This is a genomic window from Pseudomonas sp., assembly GCF_002796985.1.
GTDB lineage: Bacteria > Pseudomonadota > Gammaproteobacteria > Pseudomonadales > Pseudomonadaceae > Pseudomonas.
Map to the genome: position 1 here is coordinate 1 of NZ_PEKX01000021.1, position 21353 is coordinate 21353.

Sequence of the window (21353 nt, forward strand, 5' to 3'; positions counted from 1 at the left end):
TCATCGTCAAGCTCCTATCCCAAGACCCCTGGTCAGCAAAGCTGGCCGGGGGTTTTGCTTTTGCGCGCGGGAAAGCCTGGGCTGAGCTTCAGTCGCCTGTGGCGAGGATGTTCACGGGCACAGCCTGCTTACCGGAATAACACGGTAAGCGGCATTCCAGGCAGGTTTCTCCACGATATTTGAGGCACTGTTCGGGCACCGGAGACATGGTTGGGTCGTCTACAATAGCTTCAAATTTTCTTTGAGTTCCTACATGTCCGACATCCCAGGACCTGCCTTGCAGGATCTGCCTCTGGACGAGCTGATGGCTTGTCACGAGTGCGACCTGCTGATGCGCCGCGAGCCCGTTCCTCTCGGGCACCGGTCAGTTTGCCCGCGCTGCGGATACGAACTGGAAATCCATCGTCCCCATATGGTTCGTCGCGCCTTGGCTTTGGTGCTGACGGCGCTGATCCTGTATATCCCGGCGAACTTCCTTCCGATCATGCATATCACCATCCTGGGGCAGACCAGCATGGATACGGTCTGGAGCGGTGTGGTTGGCCTGTATCACTCGAACATGGCTGGTGTCGCTTTCCTGGTGTTCCTTTGCAGCATGGTGATCCCGCTGGCCAAGTTGCTCTGCCAGCTATTCGTATTGGTCACCATCCGCTACAAGGTGCTGCGCGAGCACGGCATGTTGTTGCTGAGTGGCTACCAGCACCTGCGAGAGTGGGGGATGCTGGAGGTGTATCTGATGGGCATCCTCGTCGCCATCGTCAAACTGATCGGCATGGCGGAGCTGCATGTCAGTGTCGGCCTGGGCTGTTTCATTGGCCTGCTGTTCACTCAGATCTGGCTGGAAGTGACCATGTCTCATCACCAGGTCTGGGGCGAGTTGTCCGAGGAGTACGACGATGAGAGCCATTGACGCGGGTATTGTGGTTTGTGGCGAGTGCCACCAACTCAACCGCCGCGAAGAGCAGGATGACACTCATTGCAGCCGGTGCGGCGCAGTGGTGCATGATCGGCGGCCCAACAGCATCATCCGGACCTGGGCATTGCTGATCACGGCGGCGATCCTCTATATCCCTGCCAACCTGCTACCCATCATGACGGTGAACTTCCTTGGCAACGGCATGCCGGCGACGATCATGGAGGGCGTGGTTGAGCTGATCAATGCAGATATGGTCCCCATCGCCGCGGTCGTGTTCGTCGCCAGTATCCTGGTGCCCACCTTCAAGCTGGTCGGCATTGCGCTGCTGCTGTATTCGGTGCAGCGGCGCCAGCCGCTTTCTGCCAGGCAACGGAATGTGATGTACCGCTTTATCGAGTGGATCGGCCGCTGGTCGATGCTCGACATCTTCGTCATTGCGATCCTGGTGACGCTGGTGAACTTCGGTAATCTGGCCAGCATCGAGGCGAACCTGGGTGCGGCTGCCTTCGCTACCGTGGTGGTGCTCACCATGCTGGCTGCAGTAACTTTCGATCCCCGACTGATCTGGGATAACACGGACGCGGAAAACGACGATGAGTGATCTCCCCACACCCAAGATGCGAAAGACCACGAACTGGTCGGCTATCTGGATCCTGCCGTTGATCGCGTTGGCGATCGGCGCCTGGCTTGCATGGCGTGCCTATGACCAGGCCGGGATCATGATCCAGATCCAGTTCGAGAGTGGCGAGGGTATCCAGGCCAACAAGACCGAGGTGGTGTTCAAGGGGATCGGCGTCGGCAAGGTGGTCGACCTGCATGTGAACAAACCCAACATGGGCGTCACGGCGGTGGTCGAGATGCGTAAGGAAGCAGCTGAGTACCTGAGCAAGAGCAGCCGCTTCTGGTTGGTCAAGCCACGGGTGTCGATTGCCGGGGTAACCGGGCTGGAAACCCTGGTCTCGGGCAACTACATCGCGATCGATCCGGTGAAGGGCGAGCAGCAGCACGAGTTTATCGCCCTGAAGGAGCCGCCGCCGCTGTCGGACAGCCTGCCCGGCCTGCACCTGACCCTGAAGGCCGATCGGCTGGGCTCCCTGGAGCAGGGCAGCCCGATCTATTACCGGCAGATCCAGGTTGGCCAGGTGAAGAGCTACCAGTTGGCGGAAGACCAGAAGACCATCGAGGTCAAGATCCATATCGAGCCTGCCTATGCCAACCTGGTGCGCAAGCACTCGCGTTTCTGGAATGCCAGCGGCATTACTCTTTCCGGCAGCCTCAGCGGCTTGAAGCTTCGCACCGAGTCCCTGGCGAGTATCGCCGCTGGCGGTATTGCCTTTGCCACGCCGGAGAGCTATTCGGACAGCCCGCCCACCGATCCGACCAAACCCTTCCGTCTGTACGAGGACTTCGACGCCGCCCAGGCCGGTCTCGCCGTCAAGGTGAAAGTCAGTGATGTCAGCGGGCTCACTCCTGGCAGCACACCGGTGATGTACAACGGTGTGGAGGTCGGGACGGTGAAGAGCATCGACATGGACAAGGACTTCAACGGTGCCACCGCCACCCTGTCGATGGATCCACGCACCGAAGAGTTCCTCAACAGCAAGACCGAGTTCTGGATGGTCAAGCCGAGCATCTCGCTGGCCGGTATTACTGGCCTGGAAGCGCTGGTGAAGGGCAACTACCTCAACGTGCGTTTCGCCAGTGACGGTGAGCCGACTCGCGACTTCGTCATCCGGCCGAAAGCGCCTCCTTTGAACCTCGACTCCCCTGGCCTGCATCTGGTGCTGACCACCGACCAGTTGGGTTCACTGGAAGTTGGTACGCCGATCCTCTACCGCCAGATGAAGGTCGGTAGCGTGCAGAGCTACCAGCTGTCTCGCCGCGATCCGTCGCGGCTGATCATCGGCGTCCACATCGAGCCGGAGTACGCCAAGCTGGTGAATACGTCGTCGCGGTTCTGGAATATCAGCGGTGTCACCATCAGTGGCGGCCTGGACGGTATCAAGCTGAAGAGTGAGTCGCTGCAGACGCTGATCGCTGGTGGTATTGCCTTCGATACTCCTGATCCCAAAGCGGCGCCGGTGACCAAGGTGCGTCGCTTCGCGTTGTTCGACAGTGAGGATGATGCGCACCTGAAGGGGCAGATGATCGAACTGCGGGCCGGAACCGCGGATGGTCTGAAGGAAGGCACCGTCCTGCGCTACAAGGGCCTGGAAGTCGGCCGCGTTGAACAGGTCGAATTGAGCAAGGACCTGCAGACCGTCCAACTCAAGGCGCGACTCACCCGTGGCGCGGATCGTATTGCCCGCCAGGGCACCCGTTTCTGGGTGGTGGGGCCGCAGGTCGGGCTCTCCGGTGTGTCCAACCTGAGCACCATCGTCAGCGGCCAGTACATCGAGGTGCTACCGGCACCCAAGGCGGGCCAGGCACAGACCAGCTTCAGCCTGCTGGAGGGCGAGCCTAATCGTCTACTGGACGCGGATGGCCTGCGCCTGACCCTGAGCGCCGCCCGCCGCGGCTCGCTCAAGGCTGGCGTCCCGGTGACCTACCGTGAAGTGCAGGTGGGCAAGGTGACCTCGTTCGAATTGGGCGAGACGGCGGACCGTGTGCTGATCCACATCCTCATCGAGCCGCGCTACGCCACTCTGGTGCGCACCGGCAGCCGCTTCTGGAATACCAGCGGTGTTGGCGTGGACGCCGGCCTGTTCAAGGGGGTGAAGGTGCGTACGGAGTCGATGGAGACCATCCTGGCTGGCGGTGTTGCCTTCGCCACGCCGGACAATGCCGAGATGGGCTCGCCGGCCAAGCCGGGGCAGACCTTTGCGCTGTTCGACGAGGCAAACGATGAGTGGCTTGACTGGGCGCCGAAGATACCGTTGAGCAAGGCGAACTGAGTTTCAGCCGTACAGGAAAAGGGCCGCGATTGCGGCCCTTTTCTCATTTCACGCGCACGCATGAGAGGCGAGCAACACTCGTAGGATGGCTTGGAGCGCAGCGATACCCATCCTACGAACAGCTCGCAAGAAAAAGCCCCGCGATACGGGGCTTTCGTCAACGCTGCAGAAGCATCATGCCGGCTCGGCGCTGGCCTCCACATCGCTGTGTGCGGCTTTCTCTGCATCGCGGCGACGGATGTACTTCCAGTCCGCCTCGTCGATGTAGATACCGTTGGGGCCGCTGCCACCTTCCAGGTCGATGGCCACCTGGGCCGAGACCTGCGGCTTCACGCTCGCCAGGATCGGCACAAAGCCCAGCTGCAGGCTGGTCTCCAGCAGCGCCGACTGGTTGCGCTCGTCGATGTCCGCCGCCTCATCGAGGTAGTAGGGCAGACGCACGCGGCCAGCCTGTTCGCGGTCCATCAGGTGCAGCAACAGGTACATGTTGGTCAGCGCCTTGATGGTCATCGTGGTGCCGTTGGAGGCAGCTCCGTCGATGTCGGTGTGCATGATCGGCTGGCCGCCCATCTTGGTGATCTCGAACGCCAACTCGAACAGGTCCTTCAGGCCCAGCTGGTTGTTGTTCGCCGCCACCAGGCGCGACAGATAATCCTTGGCTTCCTCGTTCTTCGTATCCTGCTCGGCGCTCTGGGTCAGGTCGAAGACGGAGAGGTTCTCGCCCTCCTCGTACTGTCCGGCGCTGTGGATGATCTGATCGATGTGCTTGAGCGCGTCCTTGTTCGGCGCGAGCACGATACGGAAGCTTTGCAGGTTGGAAACCTGGCGCTTGTTGATCTCGCGGTTGAACAACGCCAACTGGTGTTCCAGGTTGTCGTAGTCGCTGCGGATGTTACGCAGGGTACGGGCGATGTCGGTGACCGCCGCACGGCGCGCCTTGGCCAGGGTCAGGGCCTCGTCGGTGCGGTGCGCGTAGGCGTTGATCAGCAGTTGCAGGCGACGCTCCGGGTCATCCTCGCTGTCGAACTTGGCCACGCCCTTGAGGCGGACCTGGGCGTACAGCGCCTCGATCTGGCCGTCGACGCGCTGCAGCGACTGCCAGGTGTCCTGGTAGTCGTTGAGCAGCGGCAGCAGGTTGTCCATGGAGTCGTCGACCGGGTCCATGAACGGGATGCCGAAGGGCAGATTGGCCGGCAGCAGTTGGCGGCGGCGCAGGGCGTCGTCGAGGGTGCGCTGCTTGGCTTCCATGTCGGCCAGTTGGCGGCCGATCAACTGCAGCTTGGCGGAGAGCTGCTGGACGCGTTCGGTGAAGGCATCGGCGGAGCGCTTGAGCTCGTCCTGGGTCGCTTCCAGCTGAGCTAGCTGCTCCAGCTTGCCCGGCTCCTCGGCATTGAGGGTCTGGCTGCGGCGGAAGTCTTCCAGCGCTTTCTGCGCGTCGAGCACGTCCTGATAGAACTTGTCCGCTTGCGCCTTGCTGGCGTTGCGGTCGGCGGCCACGGCCTGCTGGGTCTTGAGCTGCTTGAGCTCCTTTTCCAGGCGTTCCTTCTGGTCGCGCAGGGCGGCGCGGTCGGCCAGGGCCTGCAGGGCCGGCGGCTCGATGGTGGCGAGGTCGATGGAGAGGCCGGGCACTTCGAAGCGCTCGCCCTTGAAGGCATCGAGGATCTTCTCGACGCTGCCGACCCACTGGCCGGCCTCGTCCAGGTCCACGCCTTTCTCGCCCAGCGGCAGGCTGAACAGCGCGCCGTTGAACAGGCGCATCAGGCGCTCCACGTCCTGCTGGGAGAACTCTTCGCGCAGGCGTGCGTAGCTGTTGTTGTCGGCGTGTTCGAGCTGCTGGCGAACGCCTTTAAGGCGCTTCTCGAGGTCGCGCATGCGCTCTTCCAGGTCTTCGCTGGAGAACTGCCGGGAGTGCGCCAGGGCGCCGGCCAATTCGTCGTGGGCGTCCTTGGCGGCGAGCAGCTGCTGCTCCAGCACCTTGGCGTCGTCGACCAGCGCGAAGCGGTTCTTCAGCACGGCCAGTTCGCCCATCCAGCGCTGCAGCTCGCTGATCTCGCGCTCCAGGCGCATCAGCTCGGCGGTGCTGCCGCGCTGTTCGTTCTGCAGGCCGTCCTGCTCGCTGCGGTAGTGCTCGGCCTGGATGACCAGCTCTTCCTTGCGCGCGCCGGAGTAGTCTTCCCAGGTGCCCAGCAGGTTATCCAGCAGGGGCGAGAGACGGTGCATCTTGCCGCGCAGCAGTTCGCGCTGCTGCACGCCGTTGGCCAGCGCCTCGACCAGCGGGCCGGCGGCGACCAGCGCCTGGTAGTCGCCTTCCATGCGGCGTACGTCGCGGAAGGCTTCTTCGCAGGCGGCGATGTAGTCGACGCTACCCGAGCGCAGGCTGTGCTCGAAGGCATCGAGGAACAGTTGCTTGAGTTTGGCGGCAGTGATCTCGCGCATGTGCAGCAGGTTGATGAACAGCGAGCGGAAGGTCTTCAGGCTCTGTTCGCTGGTGGAGCGCAGCGGGATCAGGGTCAGGTCCAGCGGTATCGACGTGTGACCGCCGACCAGCAGGCGACGCAGCTCGTCGGGCTTGAGCTCATAGGACTTGATGCCCTCGCGCTCCAGATTTGCGTACAGCTCGCGCAGGCGCAGGCAGGTGCCGTTCTTCTGGTAGTGCTCAAGATCCAGCTCGCCCTGGTAGGCGAAGAACTGGTGACCGAAGCCACCGCCCGGACCGCGGCCGCCGACGCCGATCACATGGCGGCCATTGGGCAGGTCGAGCTCGATGAGGATGTAGCTGGTGTCGGTGGCGAAGTAGAACTTGCGCGAGGCTTCCAGGCTGTACTTGCCGAAGCTCATGTCGGACATGCGCGCGAGGATCGGGAACTGCAGCGCGTTGATCGACGCCGACTTGCCGAGGTTGTTCGCGCCGTACACCGACAGTGGCTGTTCCAGCGGGAAGATGCCGAGGCTGTAGCCGGCGGTGTTGAGCAGGGCGAAGCGGCGGATGCCGTAGCGTTCCTGGGTCATGCCGGGGTCTCCATGTCGGCTTGTTCTTCGGCGATGGCGCGGGCGAGGGCGTCTTCTTCGCTCTCGTCTTCGGCAATTTCAGCGGGAGCGGCCGGTTCGTCGATCACCACGATGGCGTCTTCGCTGTCGGCAACCGGTTGGTCCGCATAGGACTCCAGGATCACAACAGGCTCGTCATCCTCTTCCATCAGCACCGGCGCGGTGAACTGCATTTCGCTGGCGTGCAGGTTGGCGGCCAGGTCGCGGTCCTGCTGGACCGACAGGCAGACATCGAGGAAGCGGTGGATCGGCGGCAGGAAGCGGTACACGCCGTTGTCCTCGGCGGCGAAGCCGAGCTGGGTGAGGCGGCGCATGACCTTCTCTTCCAGTTCTTCCTGGGTGGTCACTTCGGCCTGCAGGAACAGGTCGCGGTATTTCTCCAGCAGCGGCGGCAGCTCGTCGCGGCCGATGCTGCCGCCATCGAGGACGGCCAGCGGGTCGCGGCCCTGGTCGGCCAGGTGCTCGACGAGGATGAAGGTGAACAGCGCCAGGCGCTGGGCGGTCTTGTTCACCTGGGCGCCGACCTGCTCGGGCACGAAGTAGTAGAAGCCGCGGGTATCGCAGACCAGCTCGTAGCCCAGGCTGCGGAACAGCGCGCGGTAGGCGTCCTGCTGGTTGGATAACTGGCTGTACAGCTCCGGGTCGCGGCGGCTGATGTGGAAGCCCTTGAACAGCTCGCGGAAGATCGGCGCCAGCTGGGTCATTTCGGTGAGATTAATCTGCATGCGATTCGCTCTTGCTGTCCTTGCCAGCGGTCGGGCCGGCGATCAGGGCGAAGGAGCACAGGCTGACGCTGTGCTGGAGAGTGTCGTATTGGCGGCGGTCGAGGCGGTCGCGCTGGAAGCGGGCATCGCGCGACAGGCGTGAGAACCAGTAGAGCAGCTCGTCGGTGGCGCCTTCGGGTTCCTGTTCCAGCAGCCAGTGCATGAGGTCCGGCAGCGGTAGCGCGGCCTGGCAGCGGTCGAGCATCTCCCGTGCGGTACGCGGCGAGCGCTGCGGGCCTTCGCTCTTGCGATTGCCGCTGGCCTTGGGGAAGTGCGCCGGCTTGGGCTGGAAGCTGGCGAGGGCGAAGACGTAGCTCTCGACCTGGGAGGCAGTGCCGAGGAAGTTGCTCTGCGGTCGGGTGAACATCGGCAGCGCGGCCTGCGGCACGGCGTCGATGCCCTTGCGGCGGATGACCGACAGCGCCAGGGCGGCGCCACGGGTGATCGCGTTGTGCCGGCGCGCTTCCTCGCGAAGCGGCAGCAGCAACTCGCGGGCGCGGCGCAGGGTGAGCTGGGCGGTGGTCTGCATTTCCAGGATGCGCGCGTGGGTGCGCAGCAACTGGTCGTCATCGACCAGTTGGCCGAGGCGCGCCTGTTCGCTGAGCAGACGCAGCAGCACCTGTTCCACGCGGTGTACGCCTTGTTCGAAGGCGCCGTCGGCGGCGACCAGCTGGATCATCGGCTCGACGTATTCGTCCCAGGTCGCCAGGACTTCCGCGTAGCGCTGGCGCAGCGGAATCTGCCGGTCCTGGGTCTTCGCTCGGTCGGCCACGGCGACCAGCGCCTGTTCGTCGTTGGCGAGCTTCTTCAGCACGTCGCGCACGCGCATGTCGAGCAGGCGCAGCTGGCGGGCCAGGTCGTTGCCGTCGCGTACTTCGAAGGCATCGCGGATGTAGCCGGCGAGGCGTTCCAGGTGGCGCAGGTAGGCTTCGATCTCCAGGCACAGGCCCAGGCGGTGCTCCTGGCGCAGGTAGGCGAGGAAGTCGTGGATCTGCGCGTTCAGCTCGAAGCGGTTCGGGCTCTTGGCCACCGGGACGAGGATGTCCAGGCGGACCCACTGGTCGAGCAGGGCGGTGATGTCCACCGGGGTGCTGTCGGGCAACTGGCTGGTGAGCTGGATGCGCAGCTCCACCAGGCTCAAGGTGCCGGCGTCGAAGCGCTCGCACAGCGGTTCGAGCAGCACCCAGTGTTCGGCGAGGGCGCGGAGTACGCGTCGTGGGTCGATCATCGGCTTGGTTGGGCCCGGAATGAACAAAGGGAGCGATTGTACTGCAAAGGCCTACCCCTGGCCGACAGGGTGACGAAACGCGTCAGTTTGCGACTGCGCGAGCGACGAACGTGTGAATCAGCTCACGAAAAAACTGGCCTAAATGGCTGAATTTTCTGGCAAGTTTTTTGCCAAAGCCTGTATCAGAGACCTAGATATCAGAGTCTGATTTACGCAGATGACCTACGACGCCGCACTCGCCAAAGCCCGTTGGGCCGAACTGGAACGCCAGGACGACCTTGACTGGGACCTGGATGCGATCACCGATCGCAATGAAGCCATCGCCTTCCTGCAGCGCTTCGAAAATCGCTTGTGCATCTACTCGTCGTACATCGAGAAGCTCTACAGCAACTACAGCTTCGTGATTCCAGAGAACCAGGAAGGCGGCATCACCATCCTTCCGGATGAGCAGGCCTGGTTCGACACCTTCCATGACATCCCTGGTGATGCAGTGGAGCCCACCGGCATCCACATCCTGCCCGGCGAGACCATGGGCTACAGCGGCCTGTACCTGAAGATCCCCAGCGAGCACCGGCTGGTGGCGTCGCGGGAGATGCCCTTCCAGGATGGCCTCAAGCTGCTGATCAACCGTTACCGCATGCGCGGAGACATCTTCCTGCCGGTGCTGGTGAAGGGCGACCTGCGCGAGTACGAGGCGCGCATGCCTTCGCTGCACCTGCATCGCCTGAACACCGCCAAGCTGCAGGCCCATTCGCGACTGAACCTCGACGCCATCAAGGGGGCGATCGCCGAACACCTGATCGGCCTGTTCCGCCATCAGTGAGCCTTCGGCTGCCCGAAGCTGTCACCTGGGTGTGACGATGGGTAACAAACCAGCCCGGACTTTCCTTTCTTCGCTTATCGTTCGGAGCGATTTACTCGACTATGGGTCGGCCCGCCGCGGTGGCTGAATTCCTATAGTGGCATCACGGCGCCGAGTCTCGACCTGCTTGCTGACCCGCTACGCCCGACGAATAACAACAGGCGCCCGTGAACAGGGGGCCGGCAAAGGATCTGGAAAGGATCCTGGAAAGGAGAGCGCCATGCGTCAGTCCTCCGGCCCGCTCATGCGTGCCCTTGCCTTGCTCTGCGGCGGCCTGCTGGCCTGTTCCGCCCAGGCGCGCATGCAATCGATGGACGATGAAGAGCTGTCCGCCATCTCCGGCCAGGGCGCGATGCTCACCGTCGACGCTTCCACCTACCAGAACTATCAGTACACCCGGCTCAACTTCGGCGCGGACGTCAGCCTGCTGACCAACATCGACCAACTGAGCCTGGGCAACTACAGCCGCACCGGCTCGACCACCGTCTCTGGCCAGCCGGCGGACATCCTGATCAACAACTTCGCCCTCGGCCGGGTGGATAACTCCAATAGCCCCGATGCCAAGGTGGTGCCGTTCCAGATCCAGGACCCATACGTCGAATTCGCCTTCCAGACCAACAATGGGGTGCGCCAGCTGGTCGGTGCGCGGGTCGGTTTCGGTAAGGCGCAGGGCGACCTCTCCGGTGACATCCTGTCGATCACCGGCAACCTGCAGGGGCAGATCTACGGCCCGGCCTCCATCGCCTACGACTACTACACCCGCAATGGCTGCCCGAACCTCATCAACTGCCTGGCGCTGGCCGTGGCGGGCGACACCCCGGTGTACGCCGACGTGGTGCTGCTCAAGGCCGGCACCGGCGAGGCCACCATCAACGGCCAGCCGATCAACCGCGCCACACAGATCGGGGTCGCCAAGGGCGACTCGCTGCATTCGGATGCCGGCGGCCTGATTGCCTCGCTGATCCCGACCCTGTCGACCACCAGCAACTGCCAGGCGCTGGGCCTGACTACCTGCTTCGACCTGACCAACTACAAGACCATCTACATCGGCAAGCCGGGCTCCACCGACATCAACACCGGCGCCCAGGGCATCTTCTTCTCCCTGCAGAACCAGAATGTGCCCTGGCAGGACCTGGCCAACGCCGGCAACTTCGTCAACACCCAGTCCGGCGCTTTCGCCAACTTCCCGAAAGTGGGCAGCGGCGCGGACGCGGTCTACCCGATCCTGATCAACCTCTACGATGCCCTGCGCGGCCTGCCCCGGCAGTCCACCTGCATGGGCGCGCAAGCGGCGGGCTGCTGAGATGAGCTGGCGCGCAGCGGTAGCTGCCTGTCTCGCCGGTTGCTTGGTCAGCCTGCCGGCACTGGGCATGAAGGCCCTGGATGATGATCAACTGGAAGAGGTCAGCGGCGCTGGGCTGGGCTTCTTCATCGACGGCTTCAGCTACGACCAGGCGGCCGCCACCGCGAAGATCTCCGGGGTGAAGAACAGCGCCAACCAGGACGTGCAGGTGGACATCACCGGCGCCTACATCAAGGGCGCCGGAAGCCAGCGCGGCACGCTCGACACCAAGGCCTACCTCGGCACGCCCATGCACCCCTTCACCCTTGGCCCGGTGAAGTACAAGGCCGGGCTGAACATCCCGGCCAACCAGGAAGCGCTGCAACTGATGACGCCAACCTGGACCGACCCGATCAACGACACCCACAAGTTCGGCCTCTGGTCCTATTACCAGGGCTGCCTGTATGGCGATGCCGGTTGCACCAACCCGGCCCAGGCGACCAACAAGATCAACGCTGAACTGGGCGCCCTGAAGACCCAGCGCGATACGCTGCTCTCGGCTTACTCGAGCAATATGGTGAGCCTGAAGAGCGGCATCGACGCCGACATGGTGGTGGTCAACCAGCGCGAAGTGCAGGTGGATGCAGCGCAGGTCACGCAGAAGACCAACTACAGCAGCATGAATACCCGCTACACCGCCGCTCCTGAGCAGGTCTGCGGATTGTGGTGCGTGGATCGTCCGTCGCTGGGCACCAAATACGACTGCGGTATCCTCGCGGCCTGTAACAACAACACCGCCGTGAAGAACTACAACGCCTCGGTGGATACCTACAACAGCAGCACCGAAAACCTCACCGCCGCCCAGCAGAACCTCAGCGCCGCCTGGAACGTCAGCCGCAACGGCATCTCCCTCAGCCAGCGCGCCAGCGATTACGACAAGTTCGTCCAGCTCTGCGGCGCGCAAGGCGGCAGCGCCACGACCTGCGTCAGCGGCACCATCACCCGCACCGAGAAGAACGTCTCCACGGTGCAACTGGTGGCCGGCGCCATGCAGAATTCCTCCGGCACACGCATCCAGGGCCTGGATATTGGCATCGCGACCAAATTCACCCTGCCCAGCACCGCCTACAGCAGCAACGGCACGGCGGGCGCCACCACCACCCGTACCGACTTCTTCTCCATCGCCCTGGAGAACTTCACCCTCAATGGCTCTTACCTCAACCTCTGGGGCGACGCCGCCGGGCTGAAGGCCTCCATGAGCCTGCAGATGTACGCCGACAAGCTGGTCATCGCCGGCTGCGAGAACTGCGCCGATACCAACAAGGCAGTGGCCAAGAACGTCTACTTCGACCTCAACCTGGGCGACGCCAACTACCAGCCGGCGACACTCTCGGTGGCCAGCAACGGCGACCTGGTACTCAATGCGCCGGGCGTCACCTGGGCCAACCACGACGCCTTCTACCAGAATGTGCAGAAGAGCAATATCAGCATCGGCAACCTGAACATCAGCGGCACCGACGTCGGCTCCCAGGCCATCCGAGGCCTGCGCATCGACTACCTGAACGTCCGCACCGTAAACCTGCCGCGCTAGCGCATGAGGAGCCTCGCCGTGAAACCTGCACGCCTTGTGAGCCGACTCCTGGCCCCCCTGGTACTCCTGGTCGCCGCCACTGCCCACAGTGAGTTGCGCAGCCTGGACGATGCCGAAATGGCCGATGTCAGTGGCCAGGACGGTGTCAGCCTGAGCGTCAACTTCAACCTCGCCGCCAACACCGCCGATACTCGCTGCCCCGGCGGCTGCGGCGCACGGCTGGCGATCCAGCCGCTCAACAGCACCGGCTACATCGTGCTGGACAACATCAAGGGCACCTTCAGTTTCGACGGCATGTCCATCGACATGGTGACCATCAACAACGGCTTCAACGGCGACGGCGCGTTGTTCAACCGCCAGGCCATGAAGATCGGCCTGAGCAACGCCAGCGCAACCAACCTGCAGTTCACCCTGGGCGGCGCCAACCAGGGCAAGGTGTCCGGCAGCGGCCTGCAGCAGACCAACCTGCTCACCTACCAGGCCACTGGCGCGGTCAAGCTCACTGGCAACGTCTACGTCTTCGGCACTCCCTGAGCGAAACGTCGGGCTCTCCGCCCGCTGGCCTTTCCCCCCGGCGCGTTTCACGCGACAATCCCGCCTCGTCGTGTCGGCCTGCCCGTGCACGCACCACCCACAGGTAAACGCCCCTTGATCGAAGAAGCCCGTCGCCGCGCCTACCTTGGCGCCATGCAGGTCGCCAGTTGGCTGCCGCGCGTGGTGCTGCCGTTCGCCGCACCGTCGCGCCCGGAACTGCTGGAAGCCCCGGCCCCCGTCATTGTCGAGCCCACAGCTGCAGCGCCCGTTGCCGCGGTGCGCGAGGCCGCCGCTCCGGTTGCTGCCCCCGCGCCCGCGCCCGCGCCGGTCACGGCTGGCGAGCCCGGCTCGATCGCCGCGCGCCTGTTGCCCAAAGTCGGTGCCGCGGCCAAGCCGGCCGTGCCAGTCAAGGTCGAAGCGCCGGCCGAGGCGGAAGCCGAACCGGTCGTCCGCGCTCCGATCACACCGCCGCCGCGTTTTGCCCTGCAACTGCTGCGCGCCGGCGAATGCACCCTGCTGGTCGAACTGCCCACCGGCGAGCCACTGGCCAGCCGTGACCCGGCTTACCTGCTGCTAAAAGACCTGCTGCGCGCCGCCGGCCTGCCGGACAGCCCGCAACTGATGGGCGAGCCCGTACGCTGGCCGCTGTTCTCCCGCGGCAACCTGGACCAGGGCCCGCAAGCCGCCCGCGAATTCGTCCAGGGTTTCGTCGCCGCGCGGCTGGAGGAGGGCGCACCGAGCTCCTGCCTGTGGCTGGTCGGCATGCCTGCCGTGCGCTTCGCTGGCGAAGGTGATGAAGAATCCCTGCTGCGTGAGCTGCAGGTCGAAGGCCTGGGCGTCGCCTGGGCGCTGCCCGGCCTGGAACGCCTGGCCGAAGAACCCACTTTGAAAGCCGACCTCTGGCGCGCCATGCGCCGCGTGCGGCAACGCTGGATGAGTCAGACACCCGCATGAGCGATGCCGTTTCTTTCCGCCCGATGACCGAGGCGGACCTCGATGCCGTACTCAAGATCGAATACGCCGCCTTCAGCCACCCCTGGACGCGCGGCACCTTTGCCGACGGCCTGAAGAGCTACGAATGCTGGGTGATGTTCGAAGGCAGCCAGCAGGTCGGCCACGGCGTGATCCAGTTGATCCTCGATGAAGCGCATCTGCTCAACATCACCGTCAAGCCGGAAAGTCAGGGCCGTGGTCTGGGCCTGGTCCTGCTGGAGCATCTGATGAAGCGCGCCCACGAACGCGGTGGAGTGGAGTGCTTCCTCGAAGTTCGCGCCTCCAACGTCCCCGCCTACCGCCTCTACGAGCGCTACGGCTTCAACGAAATCGGCCGCCGCCGCGATTATTACCCGGCGGCTGGTGGGCGCGAAGATGCGCTGGTGATGGCCTGTACGCTGGTCGACTAAGCCCTGCCCCACGCAAGCGTCGATATCCGTAGGAGCGGACTCCGTTCGCGATCAGCTTCGTAGCGTGCGGTTCGCGAGCAAGCTCGTTCCTGCAGGTCGGCCGCGGCGCGCTCTTCGTAGGAGCGAGCTTGCTCGCGAAGCCTCGCCCAAACCGCACTCCCCGCCGCTCAATCAGCTCCCGCACCGGGATATCCGAGGCTAGAGCCCCCGAACGATCTCCCCCGAAAAATCTGAGAAATTTCCTGCCGATCAGGTTTTTCTGAGGACGATTCCTGGCTTACCCTTACGACCAATAACAACAAGAACATAAGGTCGCAAACATGAATCGCAGCGATGTGATCGTGGTGGGCGCCGGCATTTCGGGGCTGACCGCGGCCTGGCGTCTGGCGCAAGCCGGACGGCGGGTCAAAGTGCTCGAGGCCAACAAGCGCGTCGGTGGACGTACCCTCAACCATCGCTTCGCCAGCGGCGAAGTGGTCGAGGTCGGCGGCCAATGGGTCGGCCCGACCCAGGAGCGTATCCTTTCGCTGCTGGCCGAGCTCGGCCTGTCGACCTATCCGCAATGGAATCAGGGCGACAATCTCACCCTTTTCGGTGGCCGGCTCAGGCCGTATCGCGGCACCATCCCGAAGCTTCCTCCCCACGTACTGCTCGATGTCCTTCAGGCCCATGTGCGTCTGGACCGCATGGCACGGGAAATCCCGCTGAATGACCCCAGCCTGCACCCCAAGGCGCCGCAGTGGGACAGCCTCACCTTCGCCGAATGGCTGCGGCGCAATGTGCGTACCTCCACCGGGCGCAAGGTCTTCGAGCTGATGTGCGGCGCCGTGTTCGCGGCCAGTCCCCACGACCTCTCGTTCCTCCACGTACTTTTCTACATTCACAGCGGTACCGACCTCGACACCCTGCTGGGCGTTGACGGCGGCGCCCAGCAGGACCGCATCCTTGGCGGTTCCCAGCGGATCAGCGAAACCCTGGCCGAACGCCTCGGCGGTGTGATCACGGGCGAGCCGGTGCGCGCCGTGCGCCAGGACGGCAGCCGAGTCGAACTGGTGACCGACCGCGGCACGCACCAGGCCAGCCATGTCATCTTCGCCATCCCGCCGACTCAACTGCTGCGCATCACCCAGGAACCGCTGCTGCCCAGCTGGCGCGACCAGTTGCTGCAACGCCTGCCCCAGGGGGCGGTGATCAAGTGCATGGCGCTCTACGACAAACCCTTCTGGCGCGATAAGAACCTCTCCGGCCAGGCCACCAGCGAGACCGGCCCGGTGCGCCTGACCTTCGACAACAGCGTCCCCGATTCCGGGCGCGGCGTGCTGCTGGGATTCATCGAAGGCGACGAGGCGCGGCAGTGGAACGCCCGGCCCGCCGGCGACCGCCGTGGCCAGGTGCTGGACTGCTTCGCCCGCTACTTCGGCGAGCAGGCGCTGAATCCGGTGGATTACGTGGACAAATCCTGGGCCGAGGAACCCTTCGCCCGGGGCTGCTATGCCGCCCTGTTCCCGCCGGGGCTGTGGAGCGCTGGCGCAGCGCGCCTACGCGAACCCTACGGGCGTCTGCACTTCGCCGGCACCGAAACGGCAACGCGCTGGATGGGCTATTTCGACGGGGCCGTGGAGGCCGGGGAGCGCGCCGCGCGGGAAGTGCTCGGCGCGCGGGAAGATCACGGGGAGGAAGACTATGTGCGACACCTTGGTATTGCGTAGCGGCGGGGCCACCTGGTTCGCCAAGAACAGCGACCGCGAACCCGCCGAAGCGCAACGCCTGATCCGCCTGCCCGCCGTTAGCGGCGACAGCGCGGCCACGGTGCGCACCAGCTACCTGCAGATCCCCCAGACCGCCAACCGCCACGGGGTCATCCTCAGCCAGCCGGCCTGGCTGTGGGGCGCCGAGATGGGCGTCAACGACCGGGGCGTGGCCATCGGCAACGAAGCCGTTTTCACCAAACTGACCCAACGCGACGGCCAAGCCCTGCTCGGCATGGACTTGCTACGCCTGGGCCTGGAGCGCGGCGGCAGCGCCCGCGAGGCGCTGGCCGTCATCACCGAACTGCTGGAGCGCCACGGCCAGGGCGGCCCGGCCGGCTACCGCAACAAACGCATGCGCTACGACAACAGCTACCTGATCGCAGATCGCGACGAAGCCTGGGTGCTGGAAACCGCCGGGCGCCTGTGGGCGGCGAAGAAGGTCGAGCGCTGGGCCATCTCCAACGCCCTGAGCCTCGGTCATGAATACGACCTCGCCAGCCCCAACCTGGAAACCCAGGCGCGCCGCTTCGGTTGCTGGAATGGCCGTGGCGACTTCCACTTCGCCCGTGCCTTTGACGGCCGCGTGCTGCCGTGGGTGGCTGGCGCCCACCAGCGCCGTCAGCTCAACGAAGACTTCCTCGCCCACTGCCCGGCCCAGGTCGACTGGCTGGCGCTGGTGGTCGCCCTGCGCAGCCACGGTCACCGCGGGGATCGCTTCAAGCAGCACGACAACCGGCAGATATGCCTGCATGCCGGCAGCTTCTGGCGCCCCTCTCAGACCACCGCCAGCCTCATCGCCCGGCTCGACGGCGAGTCCCCACGCCTTGCCGCGACTGCGACTTCCGCCCCCTGCCTGTCGATGTTCCAGCCGCTGGGCTTCGACGAGCGCGCCGGGGAAGGGCTGCTCAGCCGCGAGACCGACGCCGTGGAAGATTCCCTCTGGTGGCGCTTCGAGACCGTACACCAGCGCGCCCTGGCTGACCCCGACTTCGCCGACGCCCTGCGCGTCGGCCATGGCTGGCTGGAAACCGAGTTGCTCAGTGCCCTGGATCGGTGCACGCTGGATTGGCCGCGCCTCGCCGCCGAAGGCCAGGCCTGGCACGACACCTGGCACCAGTTGGCATTGCAGCAGGCGCCACGCCCGCCGCGCTGGTGGCGATTGAATGCTGTGCGCTGATGCGGCTTGTCAGCCACGCCCGCGCTGCGTAAGGTGCCGCCAGCCAATGATGAGGAGCCGGACATGAGCGATCTGCAGGAACTGTTCGACAACAACGCCCGCTGGGCCGAAGCCATCAAGCAGGAAGACCCTGACTTCTTCGCCAAGCTGGCACGCCAGCAGGCCCCCGAGTACTTGTGGATCGGCTGCTCCGATGCGCGCGTGCCGTCCAACCAGATCGTCGGCCTGCTGCCGGGCGACCTGTTCGTCCACCGCAACGTCGCCAACGTCGTGCTGCATACTGACCTCAACTGCCTGTCAGTCATCCAGTTCGCCGTCGATGTGCTCAAGGTGAAGCATATCCTGGTCACCGGCCACTATGGTTGCGGCGGCGTGCGCGCCGCACTGCAGCACACCCAGCTCGGCCTGATCGACGGCTGGCTGCGCAGCATTCGCGACCTTGCCTACGAATACCGCGACCATCTCGCCCAGTTCGAGAAGGACGACGAGCGCGTCGATCGCCTTTGCGAACTCAACGTCATCCAGCAGGTGGCCAACGTCAGTCACACCAGCATCGTCCAGAACGCCTGGCACCGTGGCCAGGAGCTCTCCGTGCACGGCTGCATCTACGGCATCAAGGACGGCCTCTGGAAGAACCTCAACGTCACCGTCAGCGGCCTCGACCAACTGCCGCCGCAATACCGCCTGCGCCCACTCGGCCAGCTTTGAACCGACGCCTTTGCGTCATCCCCGGTGACGGTATCGGCCGCGAGGTCGTGCCCGTCGCCGTGCAGGTTCTGCAGCATCTGCTGCCCGATCTTCAGGTAGAAGAAGCCGACGCCGGCTGGGACTGCTTCCAGCGCCACGGCACTTCCGTTCCCGACTCCACCTACGAGCGCTTGCGTGCTTGCGGCGCCGGCCTGTTCGGCGCTGTTTCCTCACCCAGCCACAAGGTCGAGGGCTACCGCAGCGCCATCCTCAGCCTGCGCCAGGGGCTGGCGCTGAACCTCAACCTGCGGCCAGTGCGCTCGCGCCCAGTGGTCTCGCCCCGCGCCGGCATCGACCTGCTGGTTCTGCGGGAAAACAGTGAAGGCCTTTACAGCGGCCGCGAACACTGGGAAGCCGAAGGCGTCGCCATCGCCAAGCGCGTCATCAGCCGCGCCGCCTGCGAACTCCTCGCCGCTGGCGCCGCCGAACTCGCCCGCCAGCGCCACGCCCGGCGCATCACCCTCGTGCACAAGGCCAACGTCCTACCGCTCACCTGCGGACTGTTCCGCGACACCTGCCGCGACATCCTGGCCGAAGACGGCTGGAGCGACGTGCTCGACGAGCGCCTGGTCGACGTCGCCGCCCTGCAACTGGTCGAGCGCCCGGAAGCCTTCGACCTGATCGTCACCACCAACCTCTTCGGCGACATCCTCTCCGACCTCGCCAGCCACTGGGGCGGCGGCCTGGGTCTGGCGCCGTCGCTCAACCTCGGCGCCGGCATCGCCCTGGCCGAACCCATCCACGGCAGCGCCCCCGATATTGCCGGCTCCGGCCGCGCCAACCCGCTGGCCGCCATCCTCAGCGCCGGCATGTTGCTGCGGTATTACTGGCAACTGCCAGAGCTGGCGGAGCGGATCGATACGGCGGTGGATGGATTTCTGCAGGAGGAGGGGAGTGTGGACTTTGGCGGCGAGACGACGCGGGTTATCGGGAAGGGAGTGCTGGAGCGCCTAGGCTAAACGGACGCCCGTCACCCTGTCTGGACAGCCCGCCATTCGCCACCCAAGGTGAAAGTAACCCCTTTCCCTTGGTGCCCAGCATGTGCGGACGCTACGTCAGCCCCGAAGAGGCCGCCATCGAACGCTACTGGCACATCGGCGCGCGCACACCGCCGCGCTGGCCGAATGCCTGCTACAACGTCGCCCCGACCATGACCGTGCCCATCCTGCGTCACGACGAAAGCGGCCAACTCAAACTGCTGCCCGCACGCTGGGGCCTGATCCCCGACTGGTGGAAGGAATCTACCCCGCCGCGCTTCTCCTTCAATGCCCGCAGCGAAGACGCCGCCGGCAAACCCCTTTGGCGCCAGGCCCTGCGCAGCACCCGCTGCCTGATGCCTGCACTGGGCTGGTATGAATGGAACGAGAAGGAATCTGTGTGCAACCCTGCCGGTCGCGAGGTCCGCCAACCCTACTTCATCCACAGCCCAACCGACCCCATCATCGCCATCGCTGGCCTTTGCTCGCTGTGGATAACCCCAAATGGAGAGCCTGTACTCTCCTGCGCCCTGTTGACTCGCTCCGCCGCGCCCTGCATCGAACACATTCATCACCGCATGCCCGTGGTGCTTGCGCCGGAGAGCTTTGAGGAATGGTTATCTGCTGCTACGCGCAGCGAAACACTAGGCGATTTGATTCACCATGCAAGGGATGACTTTGCGGGACACCGGGTGTCGTTGCGGGTGAATAACGCGAGGAATGATTCGGTGGAGTTGATCGAAAGCGCGGACTGACCGTTCGGTACAATGCGTCCTGGATATGAGCGCTGTGGATTCCAGACACCGGGGCAACTGACCCACATCCTCCGCCACACCTTCGCGAGCCATTACATGATGGGAGGAGGGGGCATCCTCACGTTGCAGCGGATCTTGGGGCACTCGTCCATCACGATGAGCATGCGGTATGCGCACCTGTCGCCGGAGCATTTGGAGTCCGCAATGCGGTTGTCACCGTTGGCTCAATGCGGGGTATTGGTATGAACCGCACTTGTAATAGCGGTATCCCTTGCCTTATGAATGGCACATTGAGATCGCCATGGATGTGCGTAAACGGTTATGGATACAGCGGATGTGTCGGTGAGAGGCTTTGTGCGGCAGCTTCGAGCGAAGGTATGGAGCTGGTACTGGGCACTTCACTCCAATCAGCGATGCTACGTCAATGCAGCTGTTTGTGGAGCGTTGTACCTGCTGTTCAGCCAATTCGATTGGGAGCTGAACAAAGGATTCAAAGGCCTCGGGTACATATTCTGGGGGGTGGCTATGATCGCTGATCTTGCCAGCCTCTATAAGGCAATTTCCGAAACCACCTTTGGCAAGCTCTTGCTTATTGCCGCTTTGGCATTTGGAACGAACCTAGCCGTTGCGATTGCTAGCCAGGTGGTTAACGGATTGGTTGGTGTGGACCCTGGCAAGTTCGTTCACACCATTGCCTTTGCAACGGTCTTTGTTGCTCCACCGTTGCTTCTCTTTATGTACGTCTTCCTTCTGGCCCTTGGTACTGGCGGACTTGCACTCTATGTAATGTTCAATTTCCTGCCTGACGAAAACTCTCGCGTCATGATGTTTCCTTGGTACAAGCCCCGCGAACGCGGACGTTATCGAGCGCTTACAGCTTTGGTGCAGGTGATAAGTGCCGTGGTGGTGGTTACCGTCTGCTACCAATGGTGGACGGGGGGCCAGTCTGCCTATGTGTCGTATGCGGAGGAAAAAACCAAGTGGTTCCTCTACACGTTCGAGATGTTCGGCAAAGCACCGTGTGTTCTGGAGAAAGGGCAGCGGGTAGCATTTCTGGATGGTGATCGCGTGCTCATGGCGAGCAAGGCGGGGGAGGCGATCACTTTTAAGGTCACGCAATGCGTGATACCCGTAGACGGGATGTAGTCGGTTTGTAGTCTGCCGGCCAAAACAAAGGGTTAGCTTTCGCTAACCCTTTGTTTTGTATGGTGGCTACACCGGGACTTGAACCTGGGACATCAGCATTATGAATCGCATGAGAGACACCCCGCGCTCCCCCGAAGCCTTGTAAATCGGACCTTTCAAAGGCGACAAAACCTCATTTCAACCGGCTGTTTCTGACAACAGGCCTAATGTAGTCACTGAATCGCCCCGGATTCCCTAGACACTTTCCAGGCTCAGTAAATGTCGCTTCTCAAACTCTA

The 21353-nt window shown here is 63.9% G+C and carries 18 protein-coding genes and 1 pseudogene; 16 read left to right on the plus strand and 3 right to left on the minus strand.

All coding sequences use genetic code 11. The annotated features are described in order from the left end of the window. Positions 1-253: 253 nt before the first annotated feature. From CTR55_RS25110 to CTR55_RS25120, 3 genes are read left to right on the plus strand one after another with little or no spacing between them, the layout of a single operon-like run. Positions 254-910 carry a paraquat-inducible protein A gene (locus CTR55_RS25110; RefSeq protein WP_296290376.1) on the plus strand — a complete coding sequence of 219 codons (657 nt, stop codon included), beginning with the start codon at positions 254-256 and terminating at the stop codon, positions 908-910. Beyond that, positions 897-1517 carry a paraquat-inducible protein A gene (locus CTR55_RS25115; RefSeq protein ID WP_296290377.1) on the plus strand — a complete coding sequence of 207 codons (621 nt, stop codon included), beginning with the start codon at positions 897-899 and terminating at the stop codon, positions 1515-1517. Before CTR55_RS25110 ends, CTR55_RS25115 begins: the two co-directional genes overlap by 14 nt. Beyond that, positions 1510-3810 (plus strand): MlaD family protein, encoded by a 2301-nt coding sequence (locus tag CTR55_RS25120; protein ID WP_296290378.1) that lies wholly within the window; start codon positions 1510-1512, stop codon positions 3808-3810. The genes CTR55_RS25115 and CTR55_RS25120 overlap by 8 nt, the downstream gene beginning before the upstream one ends. A 174-nt stretch (positions 3811-3984) precedes the next feature. Here the strand turns inward: CTR55_RS25120 and mksF are convergent, their stop codons facing one another. From mksF to mksB, 3 genes are read right to left on the minus strand one after another with little or no spacing between them, the layout of a single operon-like run. Next, positions 3985-6819, minus strand: coding sequence for an Mks condensin complex protein MksF (gene mksF / locus CTR55_RS25125; RefSeq protein ID WP_296290380.1), 2835 nt, complete (start codon positions 6817-6819; stop codon positions 3985-3987). Beyond that, entirely contained in the window at positions 6816-7583 is a 768-nt protein-coding gene (mksE, locus tag CTR55_RS25130) for an Mks condensin complex protein MksE (protein ID WP_296290381.1), read from the minus strand. Before mksE ends, mksF begins: the two co-directional genes overlap by 4 nt. After that, positions 7573-8850 (minus strand): Mks condensin complex protein MksB, encoded by a 1278-nt coding sequence (gene mksB / locus CTR55_RS25135; RefSeq protein ID WP_296290384.1) that lies wholly within the window; start codon positions 8848-8850, stop codon positions 7573-7575. Before mksB ends, mksE begins: the two co-directional genes overlap by 11 nt. A gap of 217 nt (positions 8851-9067) precedes the next feature. Between mksB and CTR55_RS25140 the strand changes: the two genes are divergently transcribed. From CTR55_RS25140 to CTR55_RS25200, 13 genes and pseudogenes are all read left to right on the plus strand, one after another. Then, positions 9068-9673, plus strand: coding sequence for a hypothetical protein (locus CTR55_RS25140; protein ID WP_296290386.1), 606 nt, complete (start codon positions 9068-9070; stop codon positions 9671-9673). 259 nt (positions 9674-9932) lie between these two features. Continuing rightward, entirely contained in the window at positions 9933-11015 is a 1083-nt protein-coding gene (locus tag CTR55_RS25145) for a hypothetical protein (RefSeq protein ID WP_296290388.1), read from the plus strand. 1 nt (position 11016) lies between these two features. Next, positions 11017-12585 carry a hypothetical protein gene (locus CTR55_RS25150; RefSeq protein WP_296290389.1) on the plus strand — a complete coding sequence of 523 codons (1569 nt, stop codon included), beginning with the start codon at positions 11017-11019 and terminating at the stop codon, positions 12583-12585. Positions 12586-12603: 18 nt separating this feature from the next. Beyond that, the gene (locus tag CTR55_RS25155) at positions 12604-13119 is read left to right on the plus strand and encodes a DUF6160 family protein (RefSeq protein WP_296290391.1); all 516 of its coding nucleotides are present in this window, start codon (positions 12604-12606) and stop codon (positions 13117-13119) included. Positions 13120-13233: 114 nt separating this feature from the next. After that, the gene (locus tag CTR55_RS25160; RefSeq protein WP_296290392.1) at positions 13234-14073 is read left to right on the plus strand and encodes an energy transducer TonB; all 840 of its coding nucleotides are present in this window, start codon (positions 13234-13236) and stop codon (positions 14071-14073) included. Beyond that, entirely contained in the window at positions 14070-14522 is a 453-nt protein-coding gene (gene rimI, locus CTR55_RS25165) for a ribosomal protein S18-alanine N-acetyltransferase (protein ID WP_296290393.1), read from the plus strand. The genes CTR55_RS25160 and rimI overlap by 4 nt, the downstream gene beginning before the upstream one ends. Positions 14523-14842: 320 nt before the next feature. Next, positions 14843-16231, plus strand: coding sequence for a flavin monoamine oxidase family protein (locus CTR55_RS25170; protein WP_296290395.1), 1389 nt, complete (start codon positions 14843-14845; stop codon positions 16229-16231). Then, positions 16206-17450 (plus strand): C69 family dipeptidase, encoded by a 1245-nt coding sequence (locus tag CTR55_RS25175; protein ID WP_296290396.1) that lies wholly within the window; start codon positions 16206-16208, stop codon positions 17448-17450. Before CTR55_RS25170 ends, CTR55_RS25175 begins: the two co-directional genes overlap by 26 nt. A gap of 63 nt (positions 17451-17513) precedes the next feature. Then, positions 17514-18158, plus strand: coding sequence for a carbonate dehydratase (can, locus tag CTR55_RS25180; RefSeq protein WP_296290398.1), 645 nt, complete (start codon positions 17514-17516; stop codon positions 18156-18158). After that, a complete protein-coding gene (locus CTR55_RS25185; protein WP_296290399.1) occupies positions 18155-19156 on the plus strand; it encodes an isocitrate/isopropylmalate family dehydrogenase in 1002 nt (333 codons plus the stop codon). The genes can and CTR55_RS25185 overlap by 4 nt, the downstream gene beginning before the upstream one ends. Positions 19157-19236: 80 nt before the next feature. After that, positions 19237-19929: an SOS response-associated peptidase gene (locus CTR55_RS25190; RefSeq protein WP_296290400.1), complete on the plus strand. Its 693-nt coding sequence runs from the start codon at positions 19237-19239 to the stop codon at positions 19927-19929. A 24-nt stretch (positions 19930-19953) separates the two neighbouring features. Further along, positions 19954-20175, plus strand: a pseudogene (locus CTR55_RS25195) (tyrosine-type recombinase/integrase); the annotation flags it as partial. A gap of 198 nt (positions 20176-20373) precedes the next feature. After that, positions 20374-21075 (plus strand): hypothetical protein, encoded by a 702-nt coding sequence (locus CTR55_RS25200; RefSeq protein ID WP_296290402.1) that lies wholly within the window; start codon positions 20374-20376, stop codon positions 21073-21075. The last annotated feature ends 278 nt before the right edge of the window (positions 21076-21353 follow it).

Bases quoted from the DNA above. Each gene is read 5' to 3' on its own strand.
- mksF (WP_296290380.1), bottom strand. From the start codon at position 6,819: ATGACCCAGGAACGCTACGGCATCCGCCGCTTCGCCCTGCTCAACACC.
- CTR55_RS25145 (WP_296290388.1), top strand. From the start codon at position 9,933: ATGCGTCAGTCCTCCGGCCCGCTCATGCGTGCCCTTGCCTTGCTCTGC.
- CTR55_RS25110 (WP_296290376.1), top strand. From the start codon at position 254: ATGTCCGACATCCCAGGACCTGCCTTGCAGGATCTGCCTCTGGACGAG.
- CTR55_RS25175 (WP_296290396.1), top strand. From the start codon at position 16,206: ATGTGCGACACCTTGGTATTGCGTAGCGGCGGGGCCACCTGGTTCGCC.
- mksB (WP_296290384.1), bottom strand. From the start codon at position 8,850: ATGATCGACCCACGACGCGTACTCCGCGCCCTCGCCGAACACTGGGTG.
- CTR55_RS25190 (WP_296290400.1), top strand. From the start codon at position 19,237: ATGTGCGGACGCTACGTCAGCCCCGAAGAGGCCGCCATCGAACGCTAC.
- CTR55_RS25120 (WP_296290378.1), top strand. From the start codon at position 1,510: ATGAGTGATCTCCCCACACCCAAGATGCGAAAGACCACGAACTGGTCG.
- CTR55_RS25170 (WP_296290395.1), top strand. From the start codon at position 14,843: ATGAATCGCAGCGATGTGATCGTGGTGGGCGCCGGCATTTCGGGGCTG.
- CTR55_RS25140 (WP_296290386.1), top strand. From the start codon at position 9,068: ATGACCTACGACGCCGCACTCGCCAAAGCCCGTTGGGCCGAACTGGAA.
- mksE (WP_296290381.1), bottom strand. From the start codon at position 7,583: ATGCAGATTAATCTCACCGAAATGACCCAGCTGGCGCCGATCTTCCGC.
- CTR55_RS25115 (WP_296290377.1), top strand. From the start codon at position 897: ATGAGAGCCATTGACGCGGGTATTGTGGTTTGTGGCGAGTGCCACCAA.
- CTR55_RS25150 (WP_296290389.1), top strand. From the start codon at position 11,017: ATGAGCTGGCGCGCAGCGGTAGCTGCCTGTCTCGCCGGTTGCTTGGTC.
- rimI (WP_296290393.1), top strand. From the start codon at position 14,070: ATGAGCGATGCCGTTTCTTTCCGCCCGATGACCGAGGCGGACCTCGAT.
- can (WP_296290398.1), top strand. From the start codon at position 17,514: ATGAGCGATCTGCAGGAACTGTTCGACAACAACGCCCGCTGGGCCGAA.